Annotated in this window: 36 protein-coding genes; 19 read left to right on the plus strand and 17 right to left on the minus strand. The window is 36.5% G+C overall.

Features of this window, described 5'->3' with window-relative positions; genetic code table 11:
• Positions 1-7 precede the first annotated feature (7 nt).
• Together M900_RS03585 and M900_RS03590 are read left to right on the plus strand one after the other, a co-directional pair.
• On the plus strand, positions 8-808 hold the full coding sequence (locus M900_RS03585) for a TIGR02147 family protein (protein ID WP_021273533.1): 801 nt from the start codon (positions 8-10) through the stop codon (positions 806-808).
• Positions 809-885: 77 nt separating this feature from the next.
• Positions 886-1,386 (plus strand): hypothetical protein, encoded by a 501-nt coding sequence (locus tag M900_RS03590; RefSeq protein ID WP_021273229.1) that lies wholly within the window; start codon positions 886-888, stop codon positions 1,384-1,386.
• Here the strand turns inward: M900_RS03590 and M900_RS03595 are convergent.
• The 3 genes from M900_RS03595 to M900_RS03605 form a co-directional block, all read right to left on the minus strand.
• A complete protein-coding gene (locus M900_RS03595) occupies positions 1,383-2,462 on the minus strand; it encodes a porin (RefSeq protein WP_021273047.1) in 1,080 nt (359 codons plus the stop codon). The two genes, M900_RS03590 and M900_RS03595, sit on opposite strands and share 4 nt — an antisense overlap.
• Positions 2,463-2,541: 79 nt before the next feature.
• A complete protein-coding gene (locus M900_RS03600) occupies positions 2,542-3,195 on the minus strand; it encodes a hypothetical protein (protein ID WP_021273184.1) in 654 nt (217 codons plus the stop codon).
• A 3-nt stretch (positions 3,196-3,198) separates the two neighbouring features.
• The gene (locus M900_RS03605; RefSeq protein WP_021273466.1) at positions 3,199-3,921 is read right to left on the minus strand and encodes a YebC/PmpR family DNA-binding transcriptional regulator; all 723 of its coding nucleotides are present in this window, start codon (positions 3,919-3,921) and stop codon (positions 3,199-3,201) included.
• A gap of 170 nt (positions 3,922-4,091) precedes the next feature.
• Between M900_RS03605 and M900_RS03610 the strand changes: the two genes are divergently transcribed.
• Positions 4,092-5,078 carry a 2-hydroxyacid dehydrogenase gene (locus M900_RS03610; RefSeq protein WP_021273325.1) on the plus strand — a complete coding sequence of 329 codons (987 nt, stop codon included), beginning with the start codon at positions 4,092-4,094 and terminating at the stop codon, positions 5,076-5,078.
• Between the two features lie 99 nt (positions 5,079-5,177).
• Entirely contained in the window at positions 5,178-6,221 is a 1,044-nt protein-coding gene (locus tag M900_RS03615) for a methyltransferase domain protein (RefSeq protein WP_021273514.1), read from the plus strand.
• Here M900_RS03615 and M900_RS03620 read toward each other — a convergent pair.
• On the minus strand, positions 6,218-6,646 hold the full coding sequence (locus tag M900_RS03620; protein ID WP_021273061.1) for an Rrf2 family transcriptional regulator: 429 nt from the start codon (positions 6,644-6,646) through the stop codon (positions 6,218-6,220). The two genes, M900_RS03615 and M900_RS03620, sit on opposite strands and share 4 nt — an antisense overlap.
• Positions 6,647-6,723: 77 nt before the next feature.
• Here M900_RS03620 and M900_RS03625 point away from each other — a divergent pair, with 77 nt between their 5' ends.
• Both M900_RS03625 and M900_RS03630 read left to right on the plus strand, forming a co-directional pair.
• Positions 6,724-7,089 carry a group 1 truncated hemoglobin gene (locus tag M900_RS03625; protein ID WP_021273279.1) on the plus strand — a complete coding sequence of 122 codons (366 nt, stop codon included), beginning with the start codon at positions 6,724-6,726 and terminating at the stop codon, positions 7,087-7,089.
• A gap of 4 nt (positions 7,090-7,093) precedes the next feature.
• Positions 7,094-7,369 (plus strand): DUF1971 domain-containing protein, encoded by a 276-nt coding sequence (locus M900_RS03630; protein ID WP_021273225.1) that lies wholly within the window; start codon positions 7,094-7,096, stop codon positions 7,367-7,369.
• A gap of 6 nt (positions 7,370-7,375) precedes the next feature.
• Here the strand turns inward: M900_RS03630 and M900_RS03635 are convergent, their stop codons facing one another.
• Entirely contained in the window at positions 7,376-7,732 is a 357-nt protein-coding gene (locus tag M900_RS03635; protein ID WP_021273224.1) for a hypothetical protein, read from the minus strand.
• The gene (locus tag M900_RS03640; protein WP_034730933.1) at positions 7,725-8,057 is read right to left on the minus strand and encodes a hypothetical protein; all 333 of its coding nucleotides are present in this window, start codon (positions 8,055-8,057) and stop codon (positions 7,725-7,727) included. The genes M900_RS03635 and M900_RS03640 overlap by 8 nt, the downstream gene beginning before the upstream one ends.
• 90 nt (positions 8,058-8,147) lie before the next feature.
• Between M900_RS03640 and M900_RS03645 the strand changes: the two genes are divergently transcribed.
• The gene (locus M900_RS03645) at positions 8,148-8,357 is read left to right on the plus strand and encodes a hypothetical protein (RefSeq protein WP_021273191.1); all 210 of its coding nucleotides are present in this window, start codon (positions 8,148-8,150) and stop codon (positions 8,355-8,357) included.
• A 5-nt stretch (positions 8,358-8,362) separates the two neighbouring features.
• On the opposite strand, the gene M900_RS03650 is transcribed toward M900_RS03645, so the two are convergent.
• The 3 genes from M900_RS03650 to M900_RS03660 are packed head-to-tail and all read right to left on the minus strand — an operon-like array spanning position 8,363 to position 9,340.
• Positions 8,363-8,575, minus strand: a complete 213-nt coding sequence (locus M900_RS03650; protein WP_021273129.1) for a SlyX family protein — start codon at positions 8,573-8,575, stop codon at positions 8,363-8,365.
• 1 nt (position 8,576) lies between these two features.
• The gene (locus M900_RS03655; protein WP_021273060.1) at positions 8,577-8,861 is read right to left on the minus strand and encodes a hypothetical protein; all 285 of its coding nucleotides are present in this window, start codon (positions 8,859-8,861) and stop codon (positions 8,577-8,579) included.
• 29 nt (positions 8,862-8,890) lie between these two features.
• Positions 8,891-9,340 (minus strand): Lrp/AsnC family transcriptional regulator, encoded by a 450-nt coding sequence (locus tag M900_RS03660; protein ID WP_021273545.1) that lies wholly within the window; start codon positions 9,338-9,340, stop codon positions 8,891-8,893.
• Positions 9,341-9,413: 73 nt separating this feature from the next.
• On the opposite strand from M900_RS03660, the gene M900_RS03665 reads away from it, so the two are divergent.
• The 5 genes from M900_RS03665 (at position 9,414) to M900_RS03685 (ending at position 12,523) form a co-directional block, all read left to right on the plus strand.
• The gene (locus tag M900_RS03665) at positions 9,414-10,013 is read left to right on the plus strand and encodes a LysE family translocator (protein ID WP_034730936.1); all 600 of its coding nucleotides are present in this window, start codon (positions 9,414-9,416) and stop codon (positions 10,011-10,013) included.
• A 9-nt stretch (positions 10,014-10,022) separates the two neighbouring features.
• On the plus strand, positions 10,023-10,637 hold the full coding sequence (locus M900_RS03670) for an HNH endonuclease (RefSeq protein ID WP_021273499.1): 615 nt from the start codon (positions 10,023-10,025) through the stop codon (positions 10,635-10,637).
• A 111-nt stretch (positions 10,638-10,748) separates the two neighbouring features.
• Positions 10,749-11,366, plus strand: coding sequence for a hypothetical protein (locus tag M900_RS03675; RefSeq protein WP_021273542.1), 618 nt, complete (start codon positions 10,749-10,751; stop codon positions 11,364-11,366).
• A 64-nt stretch (positions 11,367-11,430) separates the two neighbouring features.
• Positions 11,431-11,832 carry a cold-shock protein gene (locus M900_RS17905; protein WP_021273319.1) on the plus strand — a complete coding sequence of 134 codons (402 nt, stop codon included), beginning with the start codon at positions 11,431-11,433 and terminating at the stop codon, positions 11,830-11,832.
• 94 nt (positions 11,833-11,926) lie between these two features.
• Positions 11,927-12,523, plus strand: coding sequence for a hypothetical protein (locus M900_RS03685; protein ID WP_021273577.1), 597 nt, complete (start codon positions 11,927-11,929; stop codon positions 12,521-12,523).
• Here the strand turns inward: M900_RS03685 and M900_RS03690 are convergent.
• The 4 genes from M900_RS03690 to M900_RS16920 are packed head-to-tail and all read right to left on the minus strand — an operon-like array spanning position 12,515 to position 15,595.
• Entirely contained in the window at positions 12,515-12,934 is a 420-nt protein-coding gene (locus M900_RS03690) for a DUF5522 domain-containing protein (protein ID WP_021273409.1), read from the minus strand. The two genes, M900_RS03685 and M900_RS03690, sit on opposite strands and share 9 nt — an antisense overlap.
• A gap of 1 nt (position 12,935) precedes the next feature.
• Positions 12,936-13,280 (minus strand): zinc ribbon domain-containing protein YjdM, encoded by a 345-nt coding sequence (locus M900_RS03695; protein WP_021273101.1) that lies wholly within the window; start codon positions 13,278-13,280, stop codon positions 12,936-12,938.
• Positions 13,281-13,304: 24 nt separating this feature from the next.
• Positions 13,305-14,987 (minus strand): long-chain-fatty-acid--CoA ligase, encoded by a 1,683-nt coding sequence (locus tag M900_RS03700; RefSeq protein ID WP_021273206.1) that lies wholly within the window; start codon positions 14,985-14,987, stop codon positions 13,305-13,307.
• Positions 14,984-15,595, minus strand: a complete 612-nt coding sequence (locus M900_RS16920) for a TetR/AcrR family transcriptional regulator (RefSeq protein WP_021273135.1) — start codon at positions 15,593-15,595, stop codon at positions 14,984-14,986. Before M900_RS16920 ends, M900_RS03700 begins: the two co-directional genes overlap by 4 nt.
• A 169-nt stretch (positions 15,596-15,764) precedes the next feature.
• Between M900_RS16920 and M900_RS03710 the strand changes: the two genes are divergently transcribed.
• Positions 15,765-16,391: a carbonic anhydrase gene (locus M900_RS03710; protein WP_021273392.1), complete on the plus strand. Its 627-nt coding sequence runs from the start codon at positions 15,765-15,767 to the stop codon at positions 16,389-16,391.
• Here the strand turns inward: M900_RS03710 and M900_RS03715 are convergent.
• Positions 16,356-17,357, minus strand: a complete 1,002-nt coding sequence (locus tag M900_RS03715) for an LLM class flavin-dependent oxidoreductase (RefSeq protein ID WP_021273379.1) — start codon at positions 17,355-17,357, stop codon at positions 16,356-16,358. The genes M900_RS03710 and M900_RS03715 overlap by 36 nt on opposite strands.
• A gap of 79 nt (positions 17,358-17,436) precedes the next feature.
• Here M900_RS03715 and M900_RS16925 point away from each other — a divergent pair, with 79 nt between their 5' ends.
• Complete coding sequence (locus M900_RS16925) at positions 17,437-17,862, plus strand: rhodanese-like domain-containing protein (protein ID WP_021273476.1); 426 nt, start codon at positions 17,437-17,439, stop codon at positions 17,860-17,862.
• A 37-nt stretch (positions 17,863-17,899) separates the two neighbouring features.
• Here M900_RS16925 and M900_RS03725 read toward each other — a convergent pair whose 3' ends face one another.
• Positions 17,900-18,319, minus strand: a complete 420-nt coding sequence (locus M900_RS03725; RefSeq protein ID WP_021273388.1) for a hypothetical protein — start codon at positions 18,317-18,319, stop codon at positions 17,900-17,902.
• A 239-nt stretch (positions 18,320-18,558) separates the two neighbouring features.
• Here M900_RS03725 and M900_RS03730 point away from each other — a divergent pair, with 239 nt between their 5' ends.
• Positions 18,559-19,140, plus strand: a complete 582-nt coding sequence (locus tag M900_RS03730; RefSeq protein WP_021273069.1) for a hypothetical protein — start codon at positions 18,559-18,561, stop codon at positions 19,138-19,140.
• A 101-nt stretch (positions 19,141-19,241) separates the two neighbouring features.
• Positions 19,242-21,464, plus strand: a complete 2,223-nt coding sequence (locus tag M900_RS03735; protein WP_034730940.1) for an NADP-dependent isocitrate dehydrogenase — start codon at positions 19,242-19,244, stop codon at positions 21,462-21,464.
• 31 nt (positions 21,465-21,495) lie between these two features.
• On the opposite strand, the gene M900_RS03740 is transcribed toward M900_RS03735, so the two are convergent.
• Entirely contained in the window at positions 21,496-22,029 is a 534-nt protein-coding gene (locus M900_RS03740) for an NAD(P)H-dependent oxidoreductase (RefSeq protein ID WP_021273238.1), read from the minus strand.
• A gap of 86 nt (positions 22,030-22,115) precedes the next feature.
• Between M900_RS03740 and M900_RS03745 the strand changes: the two genes are divergently transcribed.
• Together M900_RS03745 and M900_RS03750 are read left to right on the plus strand one after the other, a co-directional pair.
• Positions 22,116-23,024, plus strand: coding sequence for a LysR family transcriptional regulator (locus M900_RS03745; protein WP_021273290.1), 909 nt, complete (start codon positions 22,116-22,118; stop codon positions 23,022-23,024).
• A gap of 9 nt (positions 23,025-23,033) precedes the next feature.
• Positions 23,034-23,627: a class I SAM-dependent methyltransferase gene (locus M900_RS03750; RefSeq protein WP_021273240.1), complete on the plus strand. Its 594-nt coding sequence runs from the start codon at positions 23,034-23,036 to the stop codon at positions 23,625-23,627.
• On the opposite strand, the gene M900_RS03755 is transcribed toward M900_RS03750, so the two are convergent.
• On the minus strand, positions 23,617-24,969 hold the full coding sequence (locus M900_RS03755; protein ID WP_021273052.1) for a hypothetical protein: 1,353 nt from the start codon (positions 24,967-24,969) through the stop codon (positions 23,617-23,619). The two genes, M900_RS03750 and M900_RS03755, sit on opposite strands and share 11 nt — an antisense overlap.
• Before the next feature lie 136 nt (positions 24,970-25,105).
• Here M900_RS03755 and M900_RS03760 point away from each other — a divergent pair, with 136 nt between their 5' ends.
• Positions 25,106-26,776, plus strand: coding sequence for a Na/Pi cotransporter family protein (locus M900_RS03760; protein WP_021273565.1), 1,671 nt, complete (start codon positions 25,106-25,108; stop codon positions 26,774-26,776).
• The last annotated feature ends 33 nt before the right edge of the window (positions 26,777-26,809 follow it).

A 26,809-nucleotide genomic window follows, 5' to 3' on the forward strand; every position in this document is an offset into this window, starting at 1 on the left:
GTGCTAAGTGAAAGTAATCTTTGAATTTGATGACTATAAACAATATGTTAGAGATCTTATACTTCTCATGCCCAAGAAGGGGAGAGGACAATATAAGCTTTTAGGAGAATATCTTAATATCGGAAGTGTAGTGACTTCTCAGGTGTTTAATGGAGATAAAGAATTAACTCCTGATCAGGCCTTTCTATGTGCTGAGTTCTTAGGTTTAAATGATCTTGAAAGAGAGTTCTTTATCCTTTTGGTTAATTATTCCAGAGCTTCTCATTACAAGTTAAAAGATTTTTATTCTGATCAAATAAAAGAACATCGAAAGAAAGCGTTATCTCTTTCTAGTCATATGAAAAAAAGCACGGTTATAAGTGATGAGGCAAAACAGATATTCTATTCAGATTGGTCTTATAGCGCTATTAGCTTGGCAACCTGTATTGATAAAATAAAGAGCGCTGATGATGTAGCCAGATATCTGAAGCTTGATCTAATTGAAGTAAAATCGAAACTCAATTTTCTCCTCCAGCATAATCTCGTCGTTGAGAAAGAGGATGGGTTAGCCCTCGGGACGGGAACAACATTTCTTGATAAGAAGTCACCTCTTCTTAATTCACATCGTAAGAACTGGAGAATAAAAGGAATGGAGGACTTGTCAAGAAAGGATAGCCTTTTCTTGGTTGCTCCACTTTGTCTATCTAAAAAATTACGAAAAAAACTACACGCTAATCTTCTCAAGGTAATTAATGAGACTTTAGAGGATATATCTAAAGAGGATGCGGAAGAGCTCGTTTGTCTAAATATCGATTTGTTTCCTGTTTAGCTTACTTTTTTACACGTTTTTAAGAAAAATTGAGATAGATGTGGTACAGATAACATCTATAAATAAAGGATAGTTTAATGATTCAAGACGTATATGATAAAATATTGGAAAATGTCGATGTTACAGCAATGGATAAGTTTAAAAACTTATTACAAAAATCGATTACCGTCGCAATCATTCCAGAAAATGATCCGAAACCATATATTGAAACTCTTTCATTTAAATTTGGGCCTATGCTTGAAGGACTTGAATCTTTAGCCGGATCGAAAGGAAAAGATAAGACTTTAATTGTCGGAACTCAAATGCTGGCCGCAATTTTTAATGGCCTAGAATTAAATGTTGATGATGCTGAATGTTTCCTTTTATTCCAACTACGCAAACTTGGACGTTTTAGAAAAAGAGAATCTGATCTATTGGCTGAACTAAAAAGGCTATGGAAGGATTATCCTGAATATGAACTAAGTGATATCGATTTTTCTAAGGCACTCAAGTCGCTAATGAGAGAAAAACTACTTCTATATCGCAAAGGAAATATTCAATTAAATACTTCCTTTGTGATTAGATACCGTATCGATTAGTAGAAGGCGAGAGTCGCAGCAAATTTGACGGCCCTTTCTTTCGTTTCAGTTCCATCGATAGCAGTGTTGTCGCCATGAATATATTCCGCCGCGAAATTAAAGCTCTTTATATCTATAGAGTATGAAGCATAGTAGTAATCAAGGTTGAATTTTCCTGACTCTGATCTTGTTTGATGATTGTATCCCAACATCAAACGCGAATCTTTATGTATATTATAACCTAAGATCGCCTCTGTTCCATCTGAGTGTACAAATTCGTTCTTTGAATTTAACTCTAAATCCTTCGCTCTCGTATAAACACCTGTTAAGAAAAAGTTCTGAATATTGATTCTTGCTCCATATGAAAGAGTGAGTTGCGATTCACTTTTTCCATTATTGTCGAACATGAGATTAATTGCTGAAATACCAAGAACTAGTGATGATGTTTCATACTGAATTGAACCAGCTTGAACTTGTTTATAAACTAAAGTTGAGTCAGCTGTTCCATCTTCATTAAAGTCATACTCAACAGTTTCTTTTCCCGTCAGCTTAGTTTGAATTCCAAATTTCCAATTTCCGTATTGGTAACGGGCCTGGGCTAACTCTGAGCCACGGTAGGTTCCATCGACTTCACCTGTTCTCGTGTAAACGGAAGATGCTCTTGCTCCGTCAGTGTAGAAAAGGTCAGTGTAAAATGGAATATCAGCAAAGACAGACCATTGCTTTCCAAATGATAATTCAAGGTTTCCTTTCTTAAACCAAAGGTAGCCAAGTCTATTTCCAAAGGGACCATTATTCGAAACAACGTCGTACCTTTTTCCTGCAAAGTTTGATGAACCAAAACCACTGTTGTTGCGATTAGAGTTGATTGACCATTCTCCTCTAAGTCCAATAGTCCATCCCTCGATAATATCATTTCGTTGATACTTAATTCCAAGGCGAGAAGAATTATCTCCAAGTCCTTGAGAGCCATTTGTGAGGTCAATAGTTGATACAAGTGCAACTTTTCCGTAAAGAGTTAGTTCTTTAGGAGTCTCTGCCATTACATTTAACGAAGTTAATAGTAATAGCAATGATAAAGAAAATTTTTTTGTCATTGAAATCTCGCCGTTTTTGTTTATGTTGTAAACAAATTTTAGCACGGCGTTTTGTCAGGTGCAAGGTATGCGCTATGAGTTAAATAGATTTTGAAATCTGCTCGTAGGCTTTTGGATCAAGTTTTTTAAAGAGATCAATCTCGGCCGGAGTATTACGAGTTGTATGCTTGAGAGATTTTTCTATAAGAATTTGTCCTTTGTTAATTGAGAATAAACTTGAATGCTTATCTAAAAATGCTAACCAGTTAACATCAAGTGTATATGGCCCTCGCTCAAGATTATTGAAAACTAAAACTTCAAGTTTTACTTTATTCTTAGCGACCTTATTTCCCACAAATAACATTCCATTGAAGATGAACTTGAACCCATCTTTTGTATCTTGTAATGTATGATAATTGTTTGTCGTAAAGAATTTTTTAATTGAGTCTTTTTCTTTTGACGTCATCGAATTAAATAAGTCAAAAAGTCCTGGTTCGTATTTTTGAAAATACTTTCCATTATAAATAAATCCTTTGTCGATATCTTCCCTAATTTTCTTGGATCTTTCACTTGGGTCAACTGACATCCATCCGCCAAAGTAGCTAATAACTTCAGCCTTAGCCGTTTCAAGTGAAAGGTCGTAAGATTTGTCTTGGACAGCTGTGGCAAGCCTCTTCTGCTCGTTTATAAGTTTTGTTATCGAAGAACAACTCGTGATAAACGATAGTAATATAAACAGTGAAAGAGTTTTCATCTTTTATTCCTCAACTTCTAGGTTGTGATAAACTTGTACTACATCGTCATCTTCCTCAAGGAGAGTGATAAGGCGGTCAAATTGTTTCATTGTATCTTCATCAGTGATTGCTTTGTAATTTAGTGGTAATCTCTCTAGCTGGGCTTCTTCTGGAGTGATACCTAGCTCTTCCAGTTTCTTTTGAATCGCGCCAAAATATTCGACTTCACTTGAAATTTCATAGAGATCATCTTCGAAACTAATATCTTCAGCACCTGCGTTGATCATTTCCATTTCAAACTCATCACCATCCGAAACACTACTTCCATTAACTAAGAAGATTGCTTTTCTTTCAAAAACAAACTCGAGTGAACCAGTTGTTCCAAGAGAGCCTTGGACTTTATTGAAGTAGCTTCTAACATTCGCTACAGTTCTGGTATTATTATCAGTCGATGTTTCAACAAAGATCGCCACTCCTCCTGGGCCATAACCTTCGTAGTTAATATCAGAGAAACCAACACCATCGCTACCTTGACCTTTTTTAATGGCCTTATCGATATTGTCTTTTGGAACGTTAAACTTCTTACAACGATCGATTGCTACTTTTAGCAAAAAGTTTGTCGAAGGATCAGGGCTCCCATTTTTTGATGCCATGAATACATCTTTAAGAGCACGAGTATAAATTTGGCCTTTCGCCTTGTCTGCGGCGCCTTTTTTAGCCGCAATTTTTGCAGATTTTCTTCCCATATATACACCATTGAATTTAATTGAATGAAGATGATTCTAAGGCAATTTCTTTTAGATGAAAATACAAGAATGATCTAATTTTACTGATCTAAATTATAGAAAGCTTGCAAATTAAATGTTATTGATGTTCTAGCAGCGAGTTAAGTGTTTATAAATATTTAGAGGTAATCGTGAAAGTACTTTTCTTTTCAACAATGGCTTTTGAGCGTGAACAGTTTAATAAATTTAATGAAAATAAATATGATATTCATTTTACTGATGCCGAGCTTAATGATCTCAATATTTCTCTCGCAGAAGGATTTGATGCTATCTGTATCTTCGTTAACGATAAGCTCACTGAATCAATCGCCAAAAAGCTTCATGACTATGGGATCAAAATCGTAGCCCTTCGTTGTGCAGGATTTAATAATGTAAATCTCCAAGCCTGCAAAGAAAATGGAATATGTGTAGTGCGAGTTCCAGAGTACTCGCCATATGCTGTAGCGGAACATACAGTTGCACTCCTTCTAGGACTTAATAGAAAGATTCATAAGGCCTATAATCGTGTGCGTGAGGGGAACTTTAGTCTTAATGGGCTCATCGGTTTTGATATCCATGGCAAAACAGTTGGTGTTATTGGTACGGGAAAAATTGGAAGAGCTTTCTGCCATATCATGAAAGGCTTTGGAGCACATGTAAATTGCTTTGACTTAAATCAAGATGAAGAGCTTAAAAAGCTTGGCGTGAACTATACGAGCTTAGAAGAGATTTGGAAGACTTCAGATATTATTTCTCTCCATGTTCCACTTAATAAATCAACGCATCACCTGATTAACGAAGATACAATTAATCAAATGAAAGAGAATGTGGTCGTTGTTAACACAAGTCGTGGTGGTCTTATTGATACAAAGGCCCTCATTACAGCACTAAAACTTAAGAAAATTAAAGGTGCAGCTCTTGATGTTTATGAAGAGGAAGACAAGCTCTTCTTCCATGATTTATCTGAATCAGTGATCCAAGATGATGATATTATGAGGTTAATGACTTTTCCAAATGTATTAATTACTGCTCACCAAGCATTCTTAACGAATGAAGCGCTAGAGGCGATTGTAAAAACAACATATTCAAACATACAAGCCTTCTTTACGGGCAGTGGAGAGTTACACAAAGTTAACTAGGGCTAAGTTTACACTTAGTCCTTCCTGAGATACGATAGAGCTAGATTTAAATCACATCATGCTATGGTCCCATGAAAATTTTTATTTCATTGGAGCCTCATGAACCTCATTTTAAAAATTCTAAGAAATCATCATTATAATCCTTCAACTTTCTCTCCAGCAGAGCTCGCAGATTTGTACACAAAGTCAGCATTGCTTGTCACTGTTATGGGATTTATCAAGGAACAACTTTGGCTGCAACAAAGAGATGATAAAGAGTGTGGTAGTGAAACTAGTTACCGTGATTTCATTACGCCACTTTTTAAAAATGAGCTGTCCTCAGTTCTTTTCTTAAAAGATTTCCTCATCGAAAGTGGGGAGGATTCTATTAAGGACATAACTAAGCACTCTCAACAAATTGAGCAGAGCATTCTTTTAGAGATTCCAAACTTATCGATTAACGATCAGAAGATTTTTTTAGTTGAATCACTCGATGAAATGAGTGCTTACTTCATTCAAGAAGAAGAAAAACAGCAAGGCCAACTGCAAAGTGATGGTCATGTTGGGCCTCGCTTATATCGTACATTTGATCGATTAGATGAAATTTTCGATTTAAATTATAATCTTGATTTCAATATGAAAATTGATCATCATGCGAAAGAAAGACTTTATCAAAACGCTGGAGTCGGTGTTCAGTCGGGTTATTCTACAATTCTCTTGGCCCTTCATAATACAAGCCCAAAAATTGGAGCTACGATGATAGATCTTGGTTCTGGCTACGGTAGGGTGGGGCTAGTTTGCTCTCTTATTCGTCCAGATGTTAACTTCATTGGATATGAGTATGTTCCACATCGAGTAGATGTCGCGACGAATGCATGTGAAGCCTTAGATTTACAAGAGAGTCTTGCCTTTGAAGTTCAAGATTTATCAGTTGAGTCATTTGATATACCTGAAGCAGATATTTACTATTTATATGATCCATTTACGGAAGATACATATCATTATGTTCTTGAGCAGATCGTTGAATTTAGTAAGCATAAGAAAATAACTGTTGTGACAAAAGGAAATGCAAATACTTGGCTTAGAAGCATTGCTGAAGAAAATAACTGGCCAGCTGCTCAAGTTATTGATGAAGGTAATCTTTGCATTTTTACTTCAGTCTAGGGAAGTAGAATTTGAGCAAGCTTTGTTTGGTTAGAGACAATATCGGCTAATGTATATTCTTGCAGAGTTTTATAAAAACTTTGTTCTGCTTGCATAAGTGCCTTTTTAAGTTTGCATGTCGGATTGATAATACAACTACCATCACTACCAAAACACTCAACAAGTTTAGAATCTCTTTCAAGTTTTCTGACTAAATCGCCAATATTAATCTTATCTGCGGGAACAAGTAGGGCGATTCCTCCACCTTTTCCTTTATATGACTTGATGATTTCCATCACAGATAAATTGTGTACAACTTTTACTAAATGATTGCGAGATATTTGATACTTATCTGCAATTTCGGCAACAGTAGACAGCTCTTCCTCTTTAATTGCAAGGTAGATAAGAACTCGTAGGCTATAATCAGTGAAACTAGCTAATCTCATAAATTTCCTCTTTACTTGAATACCATTTTCGATTAGCTTTGTAATATGTATTTAAAATATATATTAAAGGGGTGAGTATGTCGAGTTTATTCGAAAAAATTGGTGGTAGAGATGCAGTAAATGCAGCAGTAGACGTATTTTATAACAAGGTCTTAGCTGACAGTCGCATAAATAAGTTCTTTGAAGGTATTGATATGGCATCGCAGAGGAGAAAACAAATTATGTTTTTGACTTACGCTTTTGGTGGACCAAATAATTATGATGGCGAAAATATGCGTGTGGCCCATGAGAAACTTGTTTTGGAAGGTTTAAATGATGAGCACTTCAATGCAGTAGTGGAGAACCTAGGTGCAACATTAAAAGAACTTGGTGTGCCAGATGATCTTATCGCTGAAGCTGCTGCAATTGCCGAGTCAACACGTAGTGATGTATTAGGAAGATAGTTTAATGGAAAAGCTTCCTTCGAATATTAGTCGCTATAAGCAAACTGAAATTTTTGATGAGTGTAGTATCCCTAAGGGATTACTTCAAGATCATCAGACAAAGGCGGGGGTTTGGGGCGAAATTATAGTACTTGAAGGAAAGCTTTTGTATACAATACAATCGCAACCTCCAGAGGAAATTATCTTGTCCCCTGATTATTGCGGAGTTGTTGCTCCAGAGGTCTTACATAATGTAAAACCTCTCGGGCCAGTTCGCTTTTGTGTTTATTTTAATAAGTAGTTATTGCTATTTTTTTGAGAGCACTAGGGCCTTTGCCTTGACTTCATTACAGATATTAACAGATAGTGGAAAATAAAAATTCATCCTATTTGTAATTTCAACATTTCCAAGGGAATGAATATTTTCTTTTTTTACAATTTCTTCTATTGTTTCCGTCAGATTTGATACGGAATAATTTCCGACAGGAATAATTCCTAGAATCATATAGAGACATGTTTCTTCATTTATATCTCTATTGGTGTTAACGAGAATATCACCTGGCTTTACATCATTTGTTGAAATGATACCGTAGTTATTTGTTTTAGACATTATCGTACATGATGAAACAATCAAAGTAAAAAGAAGAGTGATGATTCTATTCATGGCATACTCCTGATATTGTGTGATCTTGAGTTATCCATAAAATTGGAAATGCTTTCGTTTTTAGGCTAGAACTGACGTTTGTCAGTATATCACTCTTTTCACATAAAGAATCTGGGATTCGATAGAGATCAGGATTAGAGTAGTCATTGCTTATGAATATGAGCGCCTGCCAACGATTCTTTGTAACACTTTCTATCTCGGTATTTTTAAGAGTTGGAATCGTGTGACTTTTTTCTATCGGTGAACGTTTTACATAATTTGCTTCTAATAGTTGATGTGTACTACAAGAAGAGAAGAGTAGTATTGGAATAATTAATTTTTTCATAACTAAATTTTATGATGATTTTTTTAAAAGAGTCCACATAAATATACATTTGTTTTTTGTGATGATAAACTTGATAAAAATGGAGAGATTATGAATGAAGATTTAATTGGTTCGTGGGTGACGATTGAGCTCACAAGTGGAAAAACTTGGACAGGAAGAATTGAAGAGTGGGATGAGGACGCTATCTTCATCAGTAATGGCTTTGAGTTTGGACACAAGAGCCACAAAGGTGCTGAATGTACAAATGATGAGGCATCAAAAGTAACACCAACTGATTCTCGAGAGTTTGCTGTCGAATAATTTAGTTAATAGTGAGGTGGCTTATCATCAGCAGGATTTCGATCTTGTCCTTCTTGAGAAGATTTCTTTTGCTGCTCTGACATTTGCTCGAGTATATATCTCATTTGATCGATGGTTTTCTGCTGATCAGCAATCACTAAACTAAGCTCGGCTAGCATATCATCTTGATATGAAAACTTTACTTCAAGGTCACTAAGTCTTTGTTCTAATTCATTCATATTAAAAAATCTTTCTAATTAAGAAGAACTGGTTTGCAGTCGTCTTTGATAACGGTTGAAGCTTAATCATATCGCTAAAAATTTCATTTGAAAACTGATAGGCCGAGAGTAGCTTTTCAATATCCGCATCACTAGCTTTAATGATATCTTTTTCCATAAAATCAATATTCTTAGGCTTAAGTCCACTTTTTTGTCCTGCGATTAAAAGTGATAACTTTCTTTTTTCTCGCATAAAGCGTAGAACATGACTTTCTGGAGACTGAAATTTACTCTTTTTATTAATCACAATATTTTCCTTTATTCTTTGTTATTTACTTATCTATCATCTTTTGGTGAATCCATCACTACATATGTTGAAATTGAGCTCACTTGAGGGAGAGTTCCTAGTACGTCTGTGTGAAAGAATTTATATGAAGCTAAGTCTTTGGTTTCAACCCTCAGAAGATATTCAAATGATCCTGTCACGTTATGACACTCTCGAACCTCTGGCGATTGTACGATTGCCTTTTCAAAATCACGCTGTGCTTTCTTCGTGTGAACAGAAAGACCAACGGTTATATAGGCCTTAAAACCAATACCCAATAGAGAGTAGTCAATAACTGCACGGTATCCTTTAATAACACCAATATTTTCAAGTTCTTGTACGCGGCGTAGGCAGGCAGAAGGGGAGAGACCAATTCTTGAAGATAACTCCGCATTACTGACTCGTCCATCAATTTCCAATTCTTGCAATATTCTTTCGTTAAATTCATCTAATTCGATCATATGTTGCAAATCTTAAGCTTTTTTTGCTGAGAATAGCAAGATAATAAAAATTAAAATCTGCTATCATCTCAGTATGATAAATGAAACAACATTGGCTTTAGCTACTTTCGCACTCGTCTCTTCCATTACTCCTGGACCAAATAATATTATGCTAATGAGCTCTGGTACTAATTATGGTTTTAGACGAACGATTCCACATATACTTGGGGTGTGTTTAGGATTTGTTTTAATGGTCGCAGTTGTTGGGCTTGGACTGATGCAGATTTTCACTGTGTATCCGATCATTCAAAAAGTTTTAAAAATTGTTTGTATGATTTATCTCGTTTATCTGTCTTATAAAATTGCGGTATCTTCTCCCGATTTGAAAGCCGATGAAACAAGTGAAGAAGCTAGGCCATTTACCTTCTTGCAGGCGGCTCTATTTCAGTGGGTGAATCCTAAGGCAATAGCAATGACACTTTCCGCGATTAGTATTTTTGCTCCATCAAATTCTATCCAGGAGGTTATGAGCGTGGCGATAATATTTGGCCTAGTAAATCTGCCTTCTGTAAGTCTTTGGGTGGTTATCGGCCAGCAGATTCGTAGGTTTCTTAACGAGCCGAAAAGACTACGTTTTTTTAATTATGTGATGGCATCTTTACTTTTTGCTACTCTGGGATTCATTCTAGGGTAGAATAGGGAAATGCTAATTTCTTTTCTACTTACATTATTAGCCTTTTCTCATCCTGGACGAACAATTGAGTCTGGCGAAAATGTTGGCTGTCATATGGATCGCAAGCGCAATATTATGCACTGCCATGGTTCGAGTTCAGGACCTACTAGCAAAAAGGAATCTTACTCCCGCGACCTTTTTGGCGGATGGATTGATAGCGACTCTGACTGTCAAGACACACGAGCAGAAATTCTAATTAGTCGCTCATTAGAAAAAGTATTTCTTGATAAGAAGGGTTGCAATGTGACTGAGGGGCTGTGGAATGATTTTTATTATGATGAAATTCTAACTAAAGCATCCGAAATTGATATCGATCATGTTGTTCCTTTGAAGGAAGCCCATGAGCGTGTAGATAAAAAATGGAGTCGTGAGCAAAGAGTAAAGTTTGCCAATGATCCTGAGAATCTGGTGATTACAAATCTAAGTTATAATCGGCAGAAAGGTTCGAAAAGCCCACTAGAGTGGCTACCAGTGAATAAAGCTTATGCTTGTAAGTATGTCACGCGCTGGATCTATATTAAAAATAAGTATGCTATTCCTCTGCACTACGAAGTTGCTAAACTTAAAATAGAACTTTGTAAATAAAAACTACTTGTTACTATAAAGAATTCTTGATTGATAGGCAGGAAGTATCCTCTTCTTTTCGCTGCAAACTTAATTATAATTTTAAAAATTATTGTTAAGGAAATAAAGTATTTGAGACCCGTATTCATTCCAATTTTATTCTTACTTACTTCATGTAGTATGAAGTATGGTGTTCTTGTTGGTGGGCAGCGAGAAACGCATAAGGAGACATATCGAAAAACATTGGATGGAAGCTCTGATGGAATCCGTGTTCCAGATTTTATCGGCAAAGGTGAGGGCTATCATTTTGGCATCTCTGAAGAGTCTGCTCACTTTGTAACTAAGATGTTCTACTATCACAATACTTATCCTGAGCAAGAGTACACAACGGCCGGGACGAAGTATAAAACAAATTTGAAAGAGAAGGGTTTTGCGACGACTCTTGCCCTCAAAATGTGGATCTTCCAGCCCTTTGTTGGATTTAAAACTTACAATACAATACTTACTATCGATAAAGATTCAGTAAAGGATAATTATAGTATCTTTACCTATGGTTTAAATGTTGAAATTCCTCTTTCTCGACACCTTCGAGTCTATGCTGGTTATTCACTTAATAAGAAAAAAACTAATACTTATGAAAATATGATGAAGCTTGATCTTGAAAAATCACATAAACAGCTTAGTGCTGGTCTTCGCTGGAACTTTGGGGCAGTAAAGGCAATTTCAGCTGATGCTACACCTAAAGAGTAATACTTCGACTTTTATCTAAACTATGCTAATCTTAGGAATCAGTACCACTCAAGAGGATTAGTTTATGAAAGCAAAGCTTTTAAGATATGACATGACAAAAACAAAGAACCGCAAACGTACGGACTTTGAAGTTTCAGAACAAACAGAGTCTGCCGTAATCGCGCGTCTTGAAAAAATTCACAAGGGCGAAAAATTTGTCGCATTTCATGAACTTGTTTGGAGTGAGGAAGAACCAGAAGAGAAAGTTGAACAGAAGATTGTTGAGGTGTTTACTGGAGAAGTGAAGTACTTTGATGCTACTAAAGGCTTTGGCTTTATTCGTCCAGATATTGAGGATGCGGAAGATTTATTTTTTCATGTCACAGCATTATCAACAAAAGAAATTTCTGACGGAGAAGCTGTTGAGTACGAAATTGGTTATGGCCCGAAAGGTCCTGTTGCGATCAAAATTAAACCACTAGAGTAAGTTAAGAAATCTTATCAGCCAGTTGGGCATTTAATAATATATATTATTTCATAATCTTTTATAATTAAATTTTAATTTTATAAAAGGTTAGGTTATGAAAAAAATAGTTTTGCTCTTTTTTATTATTATGTGCAGCTCTTGTAGTGTGAAGTATGGACTGTTACTTGGCGGTCAGAAAGAAGAGTACACGGAAACACTTGAAGCTAGAACTTTCTCATTTGGTTCACCACAAACAATAAACTATCCCCAATATCAAAACTCTACCAATGGCTATCATGTAGGAATCTCTGAGGAATCTGAATATCTTCTCACAAAAATAACTTATTTCAGTAATTCCTATGGTGACAAAAAATATGAAGTAGCTGGTAAGTCATATGATACGTCTTTAAAAGAGAGTGGGGTCAATGCGACGATTGCATGGAAAGTTTGGTGGTTTCAACCATTCATTGGAGTAAAAAAATTCTCTTCTAATTATGTTGTAAATGGTGAAACGACAAAGGATAGTTACAATACTTTAGATCTTGGAGTGGACTTTGAAGTTCCTCTAAAGGAAGATCTCTTTATTTATGCAGGTTATGCAACAAGTAAAAGAACTAACTTTGGATTTATTGGAGGGGCTTCTGTCACTCAAAGTATAAAGCATGATGCGCTTAAGTTTGGACTACGATGGAATTTTGTTTCTCTAAAGTAATCCACTAATTGTATCAATATCTAGTCCTTGATCTTCAAAGTGTTTAACATGATAGAGTTCGAGGACTTGAAAGTTAAATACTTTTACAAGAGCGCAAGTTTCCCCCTTTATCTTAACAAGTCGAAACTTACTCATATTCAAATTAGATAATTTTTCAACTTTCTTAGGTTTGCCAAAAGCTGAAGCGAGGATACTTGAAGCTATTTCTGGTTCGTCAGGTATATGTATAGTGAAAATCTCAAGGGCCTCTTGAAAATTTGAGTCATCAACAACTTCAAATTGAAGCCCTTCTTTTTTTACTGTGAATCCATATGGACAGTGAAGACAGCTGGTTTTACAGCAAGACCCGCGCTTACGTAAGAAGTGCGAGGTCTTAATATCACGTCCATCTTTTGAGTATGTCAGTTCCAAGTTATGCTTTCTTTACAACTGAACATTTAAGATACATTGATCCATGTCCGTCGATTTTACAAGAAATGTCGTGGTCATTAACTGGTTCATCAAGAAGTCTAATATTCTTTACTTTTGTTCCTGACTTAATTGTGCTCTTTCCTGCTTTAAGGTCTTTTATAACTGTTACTGAATCACCATTAACAAGTTGTACTCCATTTGCATCGAGAAATTTTGGTACATCAGATTCTTCTGCTACTGCTTCAAGACTCCATTCATGGAAACACTCTGGGCAAATCCATAGTGAACCGTCAGTGTATCCGTACGGTGATTGGCATTTTGGGCATGGTTTGTTGTCATCGCTCATTTTCTCTTCCTATTAGTTATTATATTATTTAAGTTCTCTTCTTAAAATTTTTCCTACATTATTCTTTGGTAATTCATTTCTAAATTCAACATACTTTGGTTTTTTGTAACCAGTTAGTTTCTCTCTTAGAAATGCTCTTATTTCTTCTTCTGTTAGAGACTGATCTTTTTTTACTACGAAAATCTTGATCGCCTCCCCTGAATGCTCGTCAGCAATACCAATCGCACCGGCCTCTGCAACTTTTGGGTGCATCATCGCTACATCTTCAAGTTCGTTTGGATAAACATTAAAACCTGAAACCACAATCATATCTTTTAGGCGATCAACGATTGAAACAAATCCTTCATCGTCAATAACTGCGATATCTCCAGTCTTAAGCCAGCCATCTTGAGTTAGAACTTTCTCAGTTTCCAAAGGATTTTTATAGTAACCTTGCATAACTTGAAATCCTTTAACACAAAGCTCTCCTCGAGTATTAAGCCCAAGATCATTTCCGTTTTCATCAACGACTTTAACTTCTGTTGAAGGTAGTGGAAGTCCAATCGTTCCAAGCTTGTCTCCGCCATCAACTGGATTACAAGAAACAACCGGAGACGCCTCAGTTAGACCATAGCCTTCGATTACTTTTGTTTTTGTTCTCTCTGTCCATTCGTTTGCAACACTTCTTTTAAGCGCCATTCCACCAGCAACTGAGAATTTTAATGTCGACCAATCAACAGTTTCAAAATCTTCGTTTGCAAGCATACCGGCGAGTAGTGTGCTTACAACTGTCATCACAGTAGGCTTTGACTCATTGATTGTTTTTAAAAATCCTTTGATGTCACGTGGGTTAGTGATGAGAACATTGTGCATACCTCTTTGGAAAAAACCAAAGCAATTCACTGTTAAGCAAAATACGTGATAGCAAGGTAGAGCGGCAATTGAAATCTCATTCCCTTTTTCAAGTGAGGGATTCATCCATGTTGACATTTGTGCTTGATTTGCAAGCATGTTTTGGTGAGTTAGTACTGCTGCCTTCATGATACCAGTTGTTCCACCAGTGTATTGAAGTAGAGCAACATCATTTCTTGTTACAGGAGCTTGTTGATATACATACTTTGAACCTTTTGAAAGAGCTTCGTTAAATGTATGAAGCGTCGCTTGATTCCTTTTTGCTGCTGATGCTAAATCAAATTCAGGAATCATCTTTTTTACGTAACGAATAACTGCGTTAGTAAGAGTTTTCTTTACGAACGGAAAGCAATCACCAACTTCAGTTCTAATGATATGTTTGATCTTTGTCTCTGGTAGAACTTCGCAAAGTTTGTCTGCTATATTCTCAAAAACAACTATTGCAGAAGCTTCAGAGTCAACGAGTGACTTCTTCATCTCTGTCAAAGTATATAGAGGGTTTAAGTTAACAGCAATTAAACCAGCTCGAAGAATACCGTATAAAGCTATTGGGTATTGAAGAAGGTTTGGCATTTGAATAACAACCTTTGAACCTTTTTGAAGCTTCAATTCATTTTGGAGGTAACTAGCAAATTTCTTTGATTCGTGATCAATGTCATTAAATGACATCTTAATTCCCATATTTGAATAGGCTGTTTTGTCACCATATATTTTGATTGTATCTTCAAGCATTTGATTGAGTGAATCGTACTGGTTAATATCTATTTCGTGATCCACACCTGTAGGGTAGCTCTTCAGCCAAGGTTTTGTACTCATAAATCCTGTCTCACTTTATTAAAGCTAAGTGTTTTTAAAAAATTATACTCAAGTGCTTCTTCATCTGAGAATGATCCATTCTCAAGAAAGAAGCTAAATCGTTTATCAAGAAGCAATAGGGTGAATCCGTGAATCAAGCTCCATGTTCGGAGTGCTGTAGCTTCGACTCTACGTTCACTATAATCTGGAAATACCTCTGCAATCATTTCTTCGAGTCGTCCAAAGCATTGCTTCAAGGCGCGATGAAATTCTGGGTTTTTACTGTCGACTTTTGAACCAAACATCAGTTGGTAAAGAGCTGGATTTCTTTTGGCGAATCCTATATATCCTTTTCCAATTAGCATCGCTTTTTTTGGGTCTGCCGGATCACAGTCTTTTGCCGAATTCTGAATTTCTTCAGAGAGTTGTTTATAACCTTCAGCTGCTACAGATGCTAGAAAGTTAGAAGCATTCTTAAAGTGATGTGAAGGTGCTGTTGCCGAAACTCCAGCACGGGCTGCACACTTTCTAAGTGTTAAGCCTTCATATCCTTGTTCATCAAGAATTTCTTGTGCAGCAATAAGGAGGGCCTGTCGTAGGTCCCCGTGGTGATAGTTCGTATTTGGCATAGGGATCAATTATACCAATCTATCTTTACAGTGTAAAGATGAGTTAATTGAATAAACTTTTTGTCACGCTTGTGGCCACCCTTTTTAATATTATATAAAGTGAATACACTTAGGAATATTGATGCAAGAGGTCTAGTCGGTAACTACGTACCTAAGTTAAGTTAACAATATGGACATTAAAAATATTTTAGAACGTAACAAGAGATGGGTGGAAGAGAAACTTGGTGAAGATGTTGATTTCTTCAAGAAGCTAGGTGAGGGACAGAACCCGAATATTTTATACATTGGTTGTTCAGATAGCCGTGTGACGGCGGAAGAGCTAATGGGTGTTGGACCAGGCGAAATCTTTGTTCACCGTAATATTGCCAATATGGTTATCAGTATTGATCTTAATGCAATGAGTGTAATCGAATATGCTGTTAACTATCTTAATGTTGATCATATCATCGTTTGTGGGCACTATGGTTGTGGTGGTATTAAGGCGGCAATGGAGAGTAAGGATCTTGGTGTTCTTAACCCATGGCTTAGAAATATTCGCGATGTTTATCGCCTTCACCGTCGTGAACTCAATGAAATCGAAAATGAAGATGCTCGCTACGAAAGGCTTGTTGAACTGAATGTTCAAGAGCAATGTATCAATGCGATTAAAACGGCAGCTGTTCAAAAAGCAAACCGTTCGCGCGGGTTAAAAGTTTACGGTTGGGTATTCGATGTTCACACTGGACAGCTGAAAGATCTTAATATCGACTTTGATCTTGTACTAAAAAACATCAGAGAGATTTATCATCTCGACTAAAAGTTTTAGTGAGTGAATTCTCTTTTCAATATCGTATATTGAAGTCACTACCATTAATTCATCGGCCTGAGTTTTTTGAAGAAATTCTTTAAGCTTAGGTGCGACTGATTCAGGTGTTCCTACAAAAGAATATTTCAACATGTGCTCGGCCATGAGTTTTTCATCATGGCTCCAGTATGATTCAATATCATCGATTGGTGCTTGAAACTTCATCTTTGCTCCTCGACGAAGATTTGCAAATGACTGTTTCTGGCTAGTCGCGAGGTACTCCGCTTCTTCCTGTGTATCAGCTAAAATAATATTCACCCCTACCATCGCATAAGGCCTGTCTTGCTGTTTTGAAGGCCTAAATTCTTCGCGATATAAACTAAGCGCATGATAAAGGGCATCAGGTGCGAAGTGAGAGGCGAAGGCATAAGGTAAACCATAGTATGCAGCAAGCTGAGCTCCAAATGTACTTGATCCTAAAATCCAGAGAGGAATTTCAAGACCTGAGCCAGGTGTCGCTTGGATTGGATTTTGCGCATACTCTTTTGAAAAGTATGCTTGTAGCTCTAATACATCTTGCGGGAAGTTATTGGCAGCATTAGCGTCAGTTCGAAGAGCACGAAGTGTTTGTTGGTCGGTACCTGGTGCTCGACCAAGTCCTAAATCAATGCGACCAGGGTATAATGATTCAAGGGTTCCAAATTGTTCTGCGATTGTGAGCGGTGAGTGATTTGGAAGCATTATTCCACCGGCGCCAACACGAATCATTTTTGTATGTGCAGCGATATGACCGATACAAACTGAAGTTGCAGCACTTGCAATGGCCTGCATGTTGTGATGTTCAGCAACCCAGATACGATGATAACCAAGTTTTTCCGCGGCCTGTGCAGCCTTCACACTATTATCAAATGCATCTTTTATTGTTTCACCTTCATTTACGAAAACGAGGTCGAGAATCGATAGTTTTATTTTCTTCATAGGGCCATTGTATGCCCATTATGACTGTCTTCCAAGGATTTTTAAAGTAAAGAAAGTTAACGTTAAGTTAACTTTGACGATGGTCAAAGAAATAAAATTTAAGACATGTTATGTTGATGAAATGAAAGCTATTGAATATATCACAATTTTTGTTGTAATCTTTTTAGTTTATGGATTTGTAACGCGATCTTTTTTTTCTGTGGCAAAACTACAGGAAGAAATGAAGGCCGGCCGAGCTGTGGTTATTGATGTTCGTGAAAAGGATGAGATTGAGCAAGGAATGCTAAAGGATGCCCTTTGGCTGCCTCTGTCAAAACTTCGTTCTGAAGATGTTAGTCAAGAACTCCAAAAGCTGAAGGAGAAATATCCGTCTAAAACATTTTATCTCTATTGTCGCTCGGGAAATCGATCGGGAATTAGTAAATCGATTTTTGAAAAGCATGGTCTGCCGACAGAGAATATTGGCGGTTTTAACTCACTCTCAAGAATTCTTCCAATCAAGTAATTAATCGTACATTGTGATACGTTGGTCACTACAAATCTTAATGGATTTTTCTTTGTAGAAAATTTACACAGTCATCAGCAGTTGTTTCAGATTCCTTGTCCAGACTTAACAATTGTAAGACACTTTGATCAGCCCAAAAAATATTAACAGGCATCTCTGCTTCGCTATCAAAGATATCAATGATCTCAAAGTATTTATTTATAGTAATATTTTTTGCTTCTAATTTTAGCATACAATTTTTTATTATCTTATGGGCCTTTCTAATTCTTCTATATTTAGCGATATCAAATTTTTGATTATCTATGTAGACAGAGCCAAGTTCAATTCCTCTGAAATGGAAAAATGTACTAGTATCCTTAATTAAACGATTAAGCTTCTGTTCTAAGTTTGCTCCTGCAAAAACCTGAAATGTGAAATTGGTAATTAAAAAAATAATTATATACTTCTGTAATTTCATATTAACTCCAATTATTTCCGATGATTCAGTTTGATTTTAAAGTAGCCTCAGAGAGTTGGCAAAATTACAGCTAAACTAGTACGAACTTTGGATTAAATATGTGCTCATTTTTTAACTCTAATTATGTGAATATCCTATTCGTGTGAGTTTTATTTGTTGGGCCTTACGTTTAAAAGGTTGTCTTTGTTGCTCGAATCTATAGTCTAGGAGGGGCTTTGAGCGTTTCGAGGAGAAGAGGAATGTATTTTATTAGAAGAGTGAGAGGGCTAGAAATGGCTAGGGTCTATCAAAAGGCTACGGCAGAATATATAGGGATCGAATTTCCTTTATCTTATTTTCGAAGAAGTAAAATTTTTGGAATTTATGACTCGCAAGGGAAGCTTTATGGTGGTTTTTTGATTGTAATGGAAGGTCCATTGAGATCTTTTGAATCACTACCATCATTAACATATTTGCCAAAAAAAGTGGACCGCTGGGATGTGGCAGAAGTAAATGCCCTGTGGCTTGCATCAGAACTCAGGGGAAGTGTTTATTCTGTAGTGTTCTGGCTTTTTGTTTTGTCCCAATTACTGCTTTCAGGGAGAAAGCATTTTACATATACATATGCGTCGAACAAATATCGTTTAAAAAATTTTTATGCCAAGGCCAGGCCTACTACTATTTATGAAGGAGAAACAAAAATTCTTGAAGGCATGTTTGAAGCTGAGATTGAATCAATCGATATTGTTTCTCGGGTAAATATATTTTTGGCACCTTTTCGCAATATGAACATTATTTTCGGTCGTCTCCTTAGTGGAGGGTTAAGGAAAAAGAAAGTTTAAGGGATAGGGGATTGTGTGCTGTGTCGTCGTTTGCGCACCTTATGGACGACACCCGCGTTTAATGCTATCTTGAAGCATAAATTTTCAGAAAAGGATGACGTATCGTGGCAAAAATTATTTGGACAAAAACGGACGAAGCTCCGGCACTTGCAACTTATTCACTTCTACCACTTGTAAAAGTATTCACGAAGCCTGCTGGTATCGAAGTTGAAACTAAGGACATCTCGCTAGCGGGAAGAATTATTTCTTCATTTCCAGAGTATTTAAAAGAAGATCAAAGAATCACAGATGATCTTGCACTTCTTGGAACAATGGTAACAGAGCCCTCTGCGAATATTATTAAACTTCCAAATATTTCAGCATCACTACCACAACTTCTTGGAGCAATTAAAGAACTTCAAGGACAAGGGTATGCTCTTCCAAATTACCCAGAAAATCCATCTAACGATGAAGAAAAAGCTATTAAGGAAAAATATTCTAAAGTTATGGGTTCTGCAGTTAATCCTGTTTTAAGAGAAGGTAACTCAGATAGAAGAAGTGCTCGTTCAGTAAAAAAATATGCACAAAAAAATCCACACAGAATGGGTGACTGGACAGCTGATAACAAGGCACACGTTGCTCACATGAGTGGTGGAGATTTCTTTGGTAATGAAAAATCAATCGTTACTAATGAACCAACAAAGCTTTCAATTGAGCTTATCGGAAGCGATGGGACGACGACTGTTTTAAAAGATGGTATCTCAACTCTCGCGGGTGAAATCGTTGATGGAACTTTCATGAGTAAGAAAGCTCTTAGAGATTTCATCGAAGCCGAAATCCAAGATGCACAGAAACAAGGAGTTCTTTTCTCGCTACATATGAAAGCGACAATGATGAAAGTTTCTGATCCTGTTATTTTTGGTCATGCAGTAGAAGTATATTACAAAGATGTTTTTGAAAAACACGCAGCAACTTTCAAAGAGCTTGGTGTTAAATCAAGTAACGGAATTGGCGATGTTTACGAAAAGATCGCATCTCTTCCAGCTGATAAGAAAGCTGAGATTGAAGCAGATATCAAAGCTGTTTACGCTGTAAGACCTGCTCTTGCAATGGTTGATTCAGATAAAGGTATTACAAACCTTCATGTTCCAAACAATGTTATTATCGATGCATCGATGCCAGTTGTTATTCGTGATGGTGGAAAGATGTGGAATGCTGAAGGAAAACTTCAAGAAGCAAAAGCTGTTATTCCAGATCGTTGCTATGCAACTTTCTACCAAGCAACAATCGATGATTGTAAGGCCAATGGAAAATATGACGTTACAACAATGGGATCTGTTTCTAACGTTGGCTTAATGGCACAAAAAGCTGAAGAGTACGGATCACACCCAACAACATTTATTCTTCCACATGGTGGAAAAGTTGTTGTTAAAGATGCAGCAGGATCTGTTCTTATTGAGCACAATGTTGAAGAAGGTGACATCTGGAGGATGTCTCGTGTTAGAGATATTGCAATCCAAGACTGGGTTAAACTTGCTGTTAATAGAGCGCGTCTATCTAATACACCAGTTGTTTTCTGGTTAGATGAGAAGAGAGCCCACGATGCTCAAGTAATTACAAAAACTAAGAAGTACCTTGCTGATCACGATACAGCAGGACTTGAAATTTCTATCCTTTCTCCATTTGATGCTCTTAAGTATTCAGTAGAGAGAATTAGAAAAGGACAAGATACAATTTCTGCAACAGGTAACGTTCTAAGAGATTACCTAACTGATTTATTCCCAATTCTTGAACTTGGAACAAGTGCGAAAATGCTTTCAATCGTTCCACTTTTAAATGGTGGGGGATTATTTGAAACTGGTGCCGGCGGTTCAGCTCCTAAGCACGTAGAGCAAGTTGTGAATGAAAACCACCTAAGATGGGATTCTCTTGGAGAGTTCTTAGCTCTTGGTGTTTCTCTTGAGCACATGGCAAATACAACAGGTAATAAGAAAGCACAGGTTCTTGCTGATACGCTTGATAAGGCAACTGAAAGATTCTTAGATGAAGATAAGTCTCCATCACGTAAAGTTAAAGAACTAGATAACAGAGGTTCACACTTCTACCTAGGACTTTACTGGGCACAAGAACTTGCTAAGCAGGACGTGGATGGTGAGCTTAAGTCATTCTTTGCTGCAACAGCTGAAGAGTTAACTGCAAACGAAGAAAAAATCGTAGCAGAACTTAATAATGCACAAGGTGTAGCGGTAGAGCTTGGTGGTTACTTCCATACTGATTCAGCTCTTGTTGAAAAAGTAATGAGACCATCTGCGACTCTTAATACAATCGTTAATAAAATTCTATAATTAAAGTTGGCCCTACTTTTGTGGGGCCATTTTAAATCCTTGCTATTACTCTTTCTCTTTGAACACTATCGAGGTATCTCACGTTACCGATACGATGGATTTTTGTAACCTTAATCCCACAAAAACCAAGAATATCTCTTTTTAAAGATATCGCTGCAGGGTCTCGTAATATATATTTTCGATACCATGCTGGCGCATCACTTAGTAAGTATAGTTCTGCTGTTTTTCCTTGAAGTAATTTCTCTTGAAATGGGGAATCCTTCTTATATCGAAAAGCAAAATTAGGCAGAAGCACTCTATCAAAAAAACCTTTCAATAAAGCAGGGTAGGTAGACCACCAGATAGGGGAGGTGATGATTATATGATCAGCATCTCTAATTTCATTTTGTACAATTTTAAGGTCTTCTTCTAGTTCTGATTGATCGCTAAATCCCTCAAAAATAGGATTGAAATTTAGCTCAGAAAGATTAATGAGCTTGGCGTTCTTCTTTATTTTGAGTTCGTTGGCAATTTTTGACGTGAAACTCTCTAGGTTAGGATGACCATTTAGTATTAGTATTTTCATTTATCCACCTCTTAGTTAATATTTTTAATTTAACAGAGAAATAGTTATTAAAATAATGAATAATTTAAATTATAATTATTAACATTATGAATATAGCAAATATCGATTTAAATCTCTTAGTTATCTTCAAGGCAATTTATGAGAAACGTAATATTTCAAAAGTGGCCATTGATCTTGGACTTTCTCAACCGACGATAAGTCATGCCTTGAATAGATTAAGAGATACCTTTGAAGATGAACTTTTTATTCGTTCCGGTCGTTCGATGATTCCAACATCTAAAGCAAGTAGCCTTGGTCCATTTGTATCAAAGCAGCTGATCGCACTTGAGCAAGGTCTATTTTCTAATCATGATTGGGATGCAAAAAAATCAAAGAAGAAATTTATTCTTTCCGGGACAGCTTATGATGTGAATGTATGCTTTCCTAAACTCATCAAAGATATTAAACATGAAGCGCCTGGGATGCGTTTTGAATTTAAAGGAATTGTTTATGAGGAATTTCTAAAGCGCATGAGCAATGGTGAGGTCGACTTGAGCTTTGCTGCAAACTTAGATCAGATTCCAAATTTTACTATCATGGAGCTAGCGAGGCGGGATCTTGTTCTTATTGCGAAAAAAGGTTCTCGAAGATATTCGAAAAAAGTTTCTATTGAGTCGTATCTAGAGTCTGATCATATTGTGTATGCGCCAACTGAAAAACCAGGAAGTCCAATTGATACAATGCTTAAAGGAATGGGAAAGAGAAGGAAAATAGCTATCAGTACTTCCTACTTAAGTTCAATCCCTTTAATTGTGTGTGAGAACGACTGTCTTGCTTATGTCCCAGATTTTTTTGCAGAACAGATGAAAAATTATTTTCCAATTAAAATCATCGATGGTCCAATTGAGGTGCCAAAGTTTAATCATCAGATGATTTGGCACAATAGTCAGGAATCTTCTGTTGAGCACCAGTGGCTGAGAGAAAGATTTTTAAAGATTTATAAAAAAATAAAATAGGAGTAAATAGTGTCACACTTCAATCATGCGGCGAATACTTGGGATTCAGAAGAAAAAATTAGTATGATGGGAGAGCTTGCGAGTAAGACTCGTGAAAAGTTAGCTCTTTCTTCAAAGGTTGATCTACTTGATGTTGGTTGTGGGACAGGACTTTTTAGTTTTGAGTTTATTGATCAAGTAAAAAGTATTACTGGAATAGATACTTCAGAAGGAATGCTTGAAGTATTTAATAATAAGGCCAAGGGGTTTGATAATATTAAATCTATTAATATTGATCTCGAAAGAGATGGCCTTGAAATGAAGTTTGATCTTATTATTAGTTCAATGGTTTTTCACCATCTCGATCAACCTCAAAAAATGCTCTCGAAATTAGCTTCGATGCTTAATGAAGGCGGACAGATTGCTATTGTTGATCTTGAAACTGAAGATGGCTCTTTTCATCCTCGTCCTAAAGAGATGGGAGTGAAGCATTTTGGTTTTTCAAATGAAGAAGTTGAGTCCTGGGCCGATAGTGCTAAATTAAAAGTCTCGATATCTACAATAAGTACTAGAGAGAAAAACGGAAAAAGTTACGCGCAATTTTTAGCAGTCTTCACTCGTTAATATCTCGCTCTTTACTTATGTGATTGAACTTACCTTTGTTCGTTGTATTGTAGTTATTAAAGATCTTCATCAGATTTAATAGTTCTTGTGAGACGTTGCCATCAGCTGCAGCTTCTACTAGCATTTTTGGTACTTTAAGTTCAATGTGCATTTCTTCTTTATCTGATTTTGGAGATTTTTTAGTGGAGTACTTCATTGCCTCAAGGGGAGTGAGAAAATTTCCTTTGCTATCATAAGTTGAGCGTACACCCATTTCATAATCAAATGTTGTCTGAACTCGAACAGTTCGACCTTCGATTTGATCAGGAATTTCAACTTCAAAAGCATAACGACGATATTCGGTTGCTCCTCGAGAAAAGAGGAATTCTGAATCATTTTGGCTTGCCTCGTTGAGAATTTTAAAAATAATATTAGTACGCTCTAAGGCATTTTTCTCATCTTTTAAAACTTTCTCTTTTAATCTCAAAAGCTTTCTGGTCATATTATCTTTATCCGCATTTGTGGCAAAGAGGAGGCTTATATCTTCAGGGGAAACATTGACACTAAGTTTTTGAACATAATTTTTCCCAAGAAGTTTTGCATAGTCTGAGGTCAATACTTCATCATGAGGACGCGTTTTAACCTCAAGCTTAAATTTCTTACTATGAGGGTAGGCGTAGAAGCTTAGGGTATTTCCAAGCTGTTTTTTAAGCTGGCGAAGATTGAGCTTTTGGATCTTGTTTTTTGTTGTGAATTCAAAAATACTCGGGCTAATTTTTGTAATGCTAATTTCACTTCCTGGAATAAAACCTCTTATTGGCTCACCAATTGGCATTTCCGCAGGAATAAGAGTTCTTACATATGAACGAAGACGTACTTGGTGTTTGGCCCCTGTTCCATCTGTAATCACTTTTGTGTAGTAGGTGAAAGTTCGATCAAAACTTCCCTTTGGAGCTGGAGGGTCACGCATACCAATAAAACCTAAGTGTTTCTTTTCTTTTAATAGGCTTACGAAGTAATCAATACGCTCTTTACCAACTCTTCCTTGGAAATTAATTTTTTCACCATTTCCAAAGTTATTGATGAGGTCAGTGAGGTATGCACTTCCTGAACCATAGTTTTCTTTTGCTTTCCATTCACTTCTAAAAACAGTGGCCAGATTACCACTAAGAGTATCGTTAAGAGCATTGTAATAAGAGAGAAATGACTTCTTATCAATTTCAAGAAAATTCTGATTAAACTCTTTAATGACAAGAGTGCAGCTCTTCCCTGTTTCAATAGAAGAGGGGCTTCTTGCTATAAATGTTGAACAAGAAGTTAATAGAAGGGAAATGAGTATAAAAAGTATGTTTAATATCTTCATCAGTATAATTTTATCGGATGTTTAATTTACTAACTTTCGAAGAAAGTGCTTGAGTAAATGTGTCGGGCTTAACATAGTCCTAATCAAAATAAGTTGCTATCCGATAGGCTAAATATCAAAAATAAAAGGATAATTCGTGGAAGTATTTAAATTAATTTACTCGGTACTTGGTGGCCTTGGTATTTTCTTTTATGGCATGAAGTCAATGTCGGAAGCGCTCCAGCAGATTGCTGGTGATGTTATTAAAGATGTTATCAATAAGTTAACAAAGAATCGCGTATTTGCTGTTATGGTTGGTATTGTTGTAACGATGCTTGTTCAGAGTTCATCTGTTACCACGGTTATGGTTGTAGGTTTTGTTAATGCGAGTTTGATGCAACTTAATCAGGCTATTGGTGTTATCTTTGGGGCCAATATTGGGACAACGGTTACTGGATGGATTATTTCTATTAAGGTTGGAAAGTATGGACTACTTCTTATTGGACTTGGAATTTTTCCACTTCTTTTTGGAAAGTCAAATAAGTGGAGACAGATAGGACGTATTATATTTGGAATAGGGATGATATTTTTTGGACTTAAAATCATGAGTGACTCATTTAAACCACTCCGTGAAATGCCCCAGTTTTTAGATTCAATTAGTTATTTCTCAGGTTTAAATTATGGATCATACTTTGCAAGTATCATTGTCGGATGTATTTTGACAATGGTTGTACAGTCTTCATCGGCGATGCTTGGTATTACAATTGCTCTTTCAACAACAGGAGTTATTCACTTTCACACGGCTGCCGCTCTCGTTCTTGGAGAAAATATCGGAACGACTATTACGGCGCTCCTCGCAGGTGTTGGCGGTAATGTTAATGCCAAGAGAGCCGCTAGAGCACACGCCATTTTTAATATGATTGGGGTTCTTACTATATTCAGTGTCTTTCCTTATTATATCGAATTCATCGATTGGATTGTTCCTGGGGACGCAAATTTTATGAATCCTGAAGGAGAGTTTTCAAATATTGCAGTTCACATTGCAACAGGACACACTATCTTTAATGTTGCTGCTACAATATTATTTCTCCCTTTTCTTCCAAAACTTGCAAATCTGGTAACAAGGATTACTCCGGAAACGGGGGGACCAACTGGTCATCATTTGATTATGCTGGGCGAGCCACGAGACATGATTCCTGCTGCGGCTATTGCACAAGCAAAGGCAGAAACAGATAAGATGAAAGACATTGTTGATAGAATGTATCGTCTAACGAAAGGTCTTCTTACAAGTAAGATCGAGAAGAAAAAAATAGAGTCAGCTCTTTTAAAAGTGAATGATTACGAAAGGATTACAGATAACATTCAAAAAGAAGTTACGGTTTTTCTTATTAAGGTTCAAGAGGTTGCTTTATCCGCTAAACAAAGTCATGAAGCTCAATCAATTATTAAAGTCGTAGATGAATTGGAGTCTGTTGCTGACTATATTGCGAATCTTGCAAATTATACGAAACGAACTAATCTTCAGGAGCTCTTCGCTGCTGGAGCAGGGGAAGACTTCTTTATGTTCTTTGATGATGTTCAAGAATATTATAAGGATGTCACTTCACACGTTATTGAAAATAGGAAAGTAAACTTTCAAACATTGAAAGAAAAGTCAGAAGCATTAAGAGTTGAGGCAAATACAATCAGAGACCGACATCTAGAGAGGGTATCAAAAGGTGACTATCCTGCCCTCACTGCTTTAACGTACTCTGATATGATTGTAGCCTTGAGAAAAATTAGAAGTCACTCTGAAAATATTGCTGAGGCACTTGAAGATAGTAAATGAATTTTGCTTGATAAAGTTGATTGGTTTTTAACC

The organism is Bacteriovorax sp. Seq25_V, from assembly GCF_000447795.1.
Lineage (GTDB): Bacteria > Bdellovibrionota > Bacteriovoracia > Bacteriovoracales > Bacteriovoracaceae > Halobacteriovorax_A.

What these genes read in the sequence shown, in the direction of transcription:
- M900_RS03590 (WP_021273229.1), top strand. Translation starts at nt 886, where the DNA reads ATGATTCAAGACGTATATGATAAAATATTGGAAAATGTCGATGTTACA.
- M900_RS03595 (WP_021273047.1), bottom strand. Translation starts at nt 2,462, where the DNA reads ATGACAAAAAAATTTTCTTTATCATTGCTATTACTATTAACTTCGTTA.
- M900_RS03600 (WP_021273184.1), bottom strand. Translation starts at nt 3,195, where the DNA reads ATGAAAACTCTTTCACTGTTTATATTACTATCGTTTATCACGAGTTGT.
- M900_RS03605 (WP_021273466.1), bottom strand. Translation starts at nt 3,921, where the DNA reads ATGGGAAGAAAATCTGCAAAAATTGCGGCTAAAAAAGGCGCCGCAGAC.
- M900_RS03615 (WP_021273514.1), top strand. Translation starts at nt 5,178, where the DNA reads ATGAACCTCATTTTAAAAATTCTAAGAAATCATCATTATAATCCTTCA.
- M900_RS03620 (WP_021273061.1), bottom strand. Translation starts at nt 6,646, where the DNA reads ATGAGATTAGCTAGTTTCACTGATTATAGCCTACGAGTTCTTATCTAC.
- M900_RS03625 (WP_021273279.1), top strand. Translation starts at nt 6,724, where the DNA reads ATGTCGAGTTTATTCGAAAAAATTGGTGGTAGAGATGCAGTAAATGCA.
- M900_RS03630 (WP_021273225.1), top strand. Translation starts at nt 7,094, where the DNA reads ATGGAAAAGCTTCCTTCGAATATTAGTCGCTATAAGCAAACTGAAATT.
- M900_RS03635 (WP_021273224.1), bottom strand. Translation starts at nt 7,732, where the DNA reads ATGAATAGAATCATCACTCTTCTTTTTACTTTGATTGTTTCATCATGT.
- M900_RS03640 (WP_034730933.1), bottom strand. Translation starts at nt 8,057, where the DNA reads ATGAAAAAATTAATTATTCCAATACTACTCTTCTCTTCTTGTAGTACA.
- M900_RS03645 (WP_021273191.1), top strand. Translation starts at nt 8,148, where the DNA reads ATGAATGAAGATTTAATTGGTTCGTGGGTGACGATTGAGCTCACAAGT.
- M900_RS03650 (WP_021273129.1), bottom strand. Translation starts at nt 8,575, where the DNA reads ATGAATGAATTAGAACAAAGACTTAGTGACCTTGAAGTAAAGTTTTCA.
- M900_RS03660 (WP_021273545.1), bottom strand. Translation starts at nt 9,340, where the DNA reads ATGATCGAATTAGATGAATTTAACGAAAGAATATTGCAAGAATTGGAA.
- M900_RS03665 (WP_034730936.1), top strand. Translation starts at nt 9,414, where the DNA reads ATGATAAATGAAACAACATTGGCTTTAGCTACTTTCGCACTCGTCTCT.
- M900_RS03670 (WP_021273499.1), top strand. Translation starts at nt 10,023, where the DNA reads ATGCTAATTTCTTTTCTACTTACATTATTAGCCTTTTCTCATCCTGGA.
- M900_RS17905 (WP_021273319.1), top strand. Translation starts at nt 11,431, where the DNA reads ATGAAAGCAAAGCTTTTAAGATATGACATGACAAAAACAAAGAACCGC.
- M900_RS03685 (WP_021273577.1), top strand. Translation starts at nt 11,927, where the DNA reads ATGAAAAAAATAGTTTTGCTCTTTTTTATTATTATGTGCAGCTCTTGT.
- M900_RS03695 (WP_021273101.1), bottom strand. Translation starts at nt 13,280, where the DNA reads ATGAGCGATGACAACAAACCATGCCCAAAATGCCAATCACCGTACGGA.
- M900_RS03700 (WP_021273206.1), bottom strand. Translation starts at nt 14,987, where the DNA reads ATGAGTACAAAACCTTGGCTGAAGAGCTACCCTACAGGTGTGGATCAC.
- M900_RS16920 (WP_021273135.1), bottom strand. Translation starts at nt 15,595, where the DNA reads ATGCCAAATACGAACTATCACCACGGGGACCTACGACAGGCCCTCCTT.
- M900_RS03710 (WP_021273392.1), top strand. Translation starts at nt 15,765, where the DNA reads ATGGACATTAAAAATATTTTAGAACGTAACAAGAGATGGGTGGAAGAG.
- M900_RS03715 (WP_021273379.1), bottom strand. Translation starts at nt 17,357, where the DNA reads ATGAAGAAAATAAAACTATCGATTCTCGACCTCGTTTTCGTAAATGAA.
- M900_RS16925 (WP_021273476.1), top strand. Translation starts at nt 17,437, where the DNA reads ATGGTCAAAGAAATAAAATTTAAGACATGTTATGTTGATGAAATGAAA.
- M900_RS03725 (WP_021273388.1), bottom strand. Translation starts at nt 18,319, where the DNA reads ATGAAATTACAGAAGTATATAATTATTTTTTTAATTACCAATTTCACA.
- M900_RS03730 (WP_021273069.1), top strand. Translation starts at nt 18,559, where the DNA reads ATGTATTTTATTAGAAGAGTGAGAGGGCTAGAAATGGCTAGGGTCTAT.
- M900_RS03740 (WP_021273238.1), bottom strand. Translation starts at nt 22,029, where the DNA reads ATGAAAATACTAATACTAAATGGTCATCCTAACCTAGAGAGTTTCACG.
- M900_RS03745 (WP_021273290.1), top strand. Translation starts at nt 22,116, where the DNA reads ATGAATATAGCAAATATCGATTTAAATCTCTTAGTTATCTTCAAGGCA.
- M900_RS03755 (WP_021273052.1), bottom strand. Translation starts at nt 24,969, where the DNA reads ATGAAGATATTAAACATACTTTTTATACTCATTTCCCTTCTATTAACT.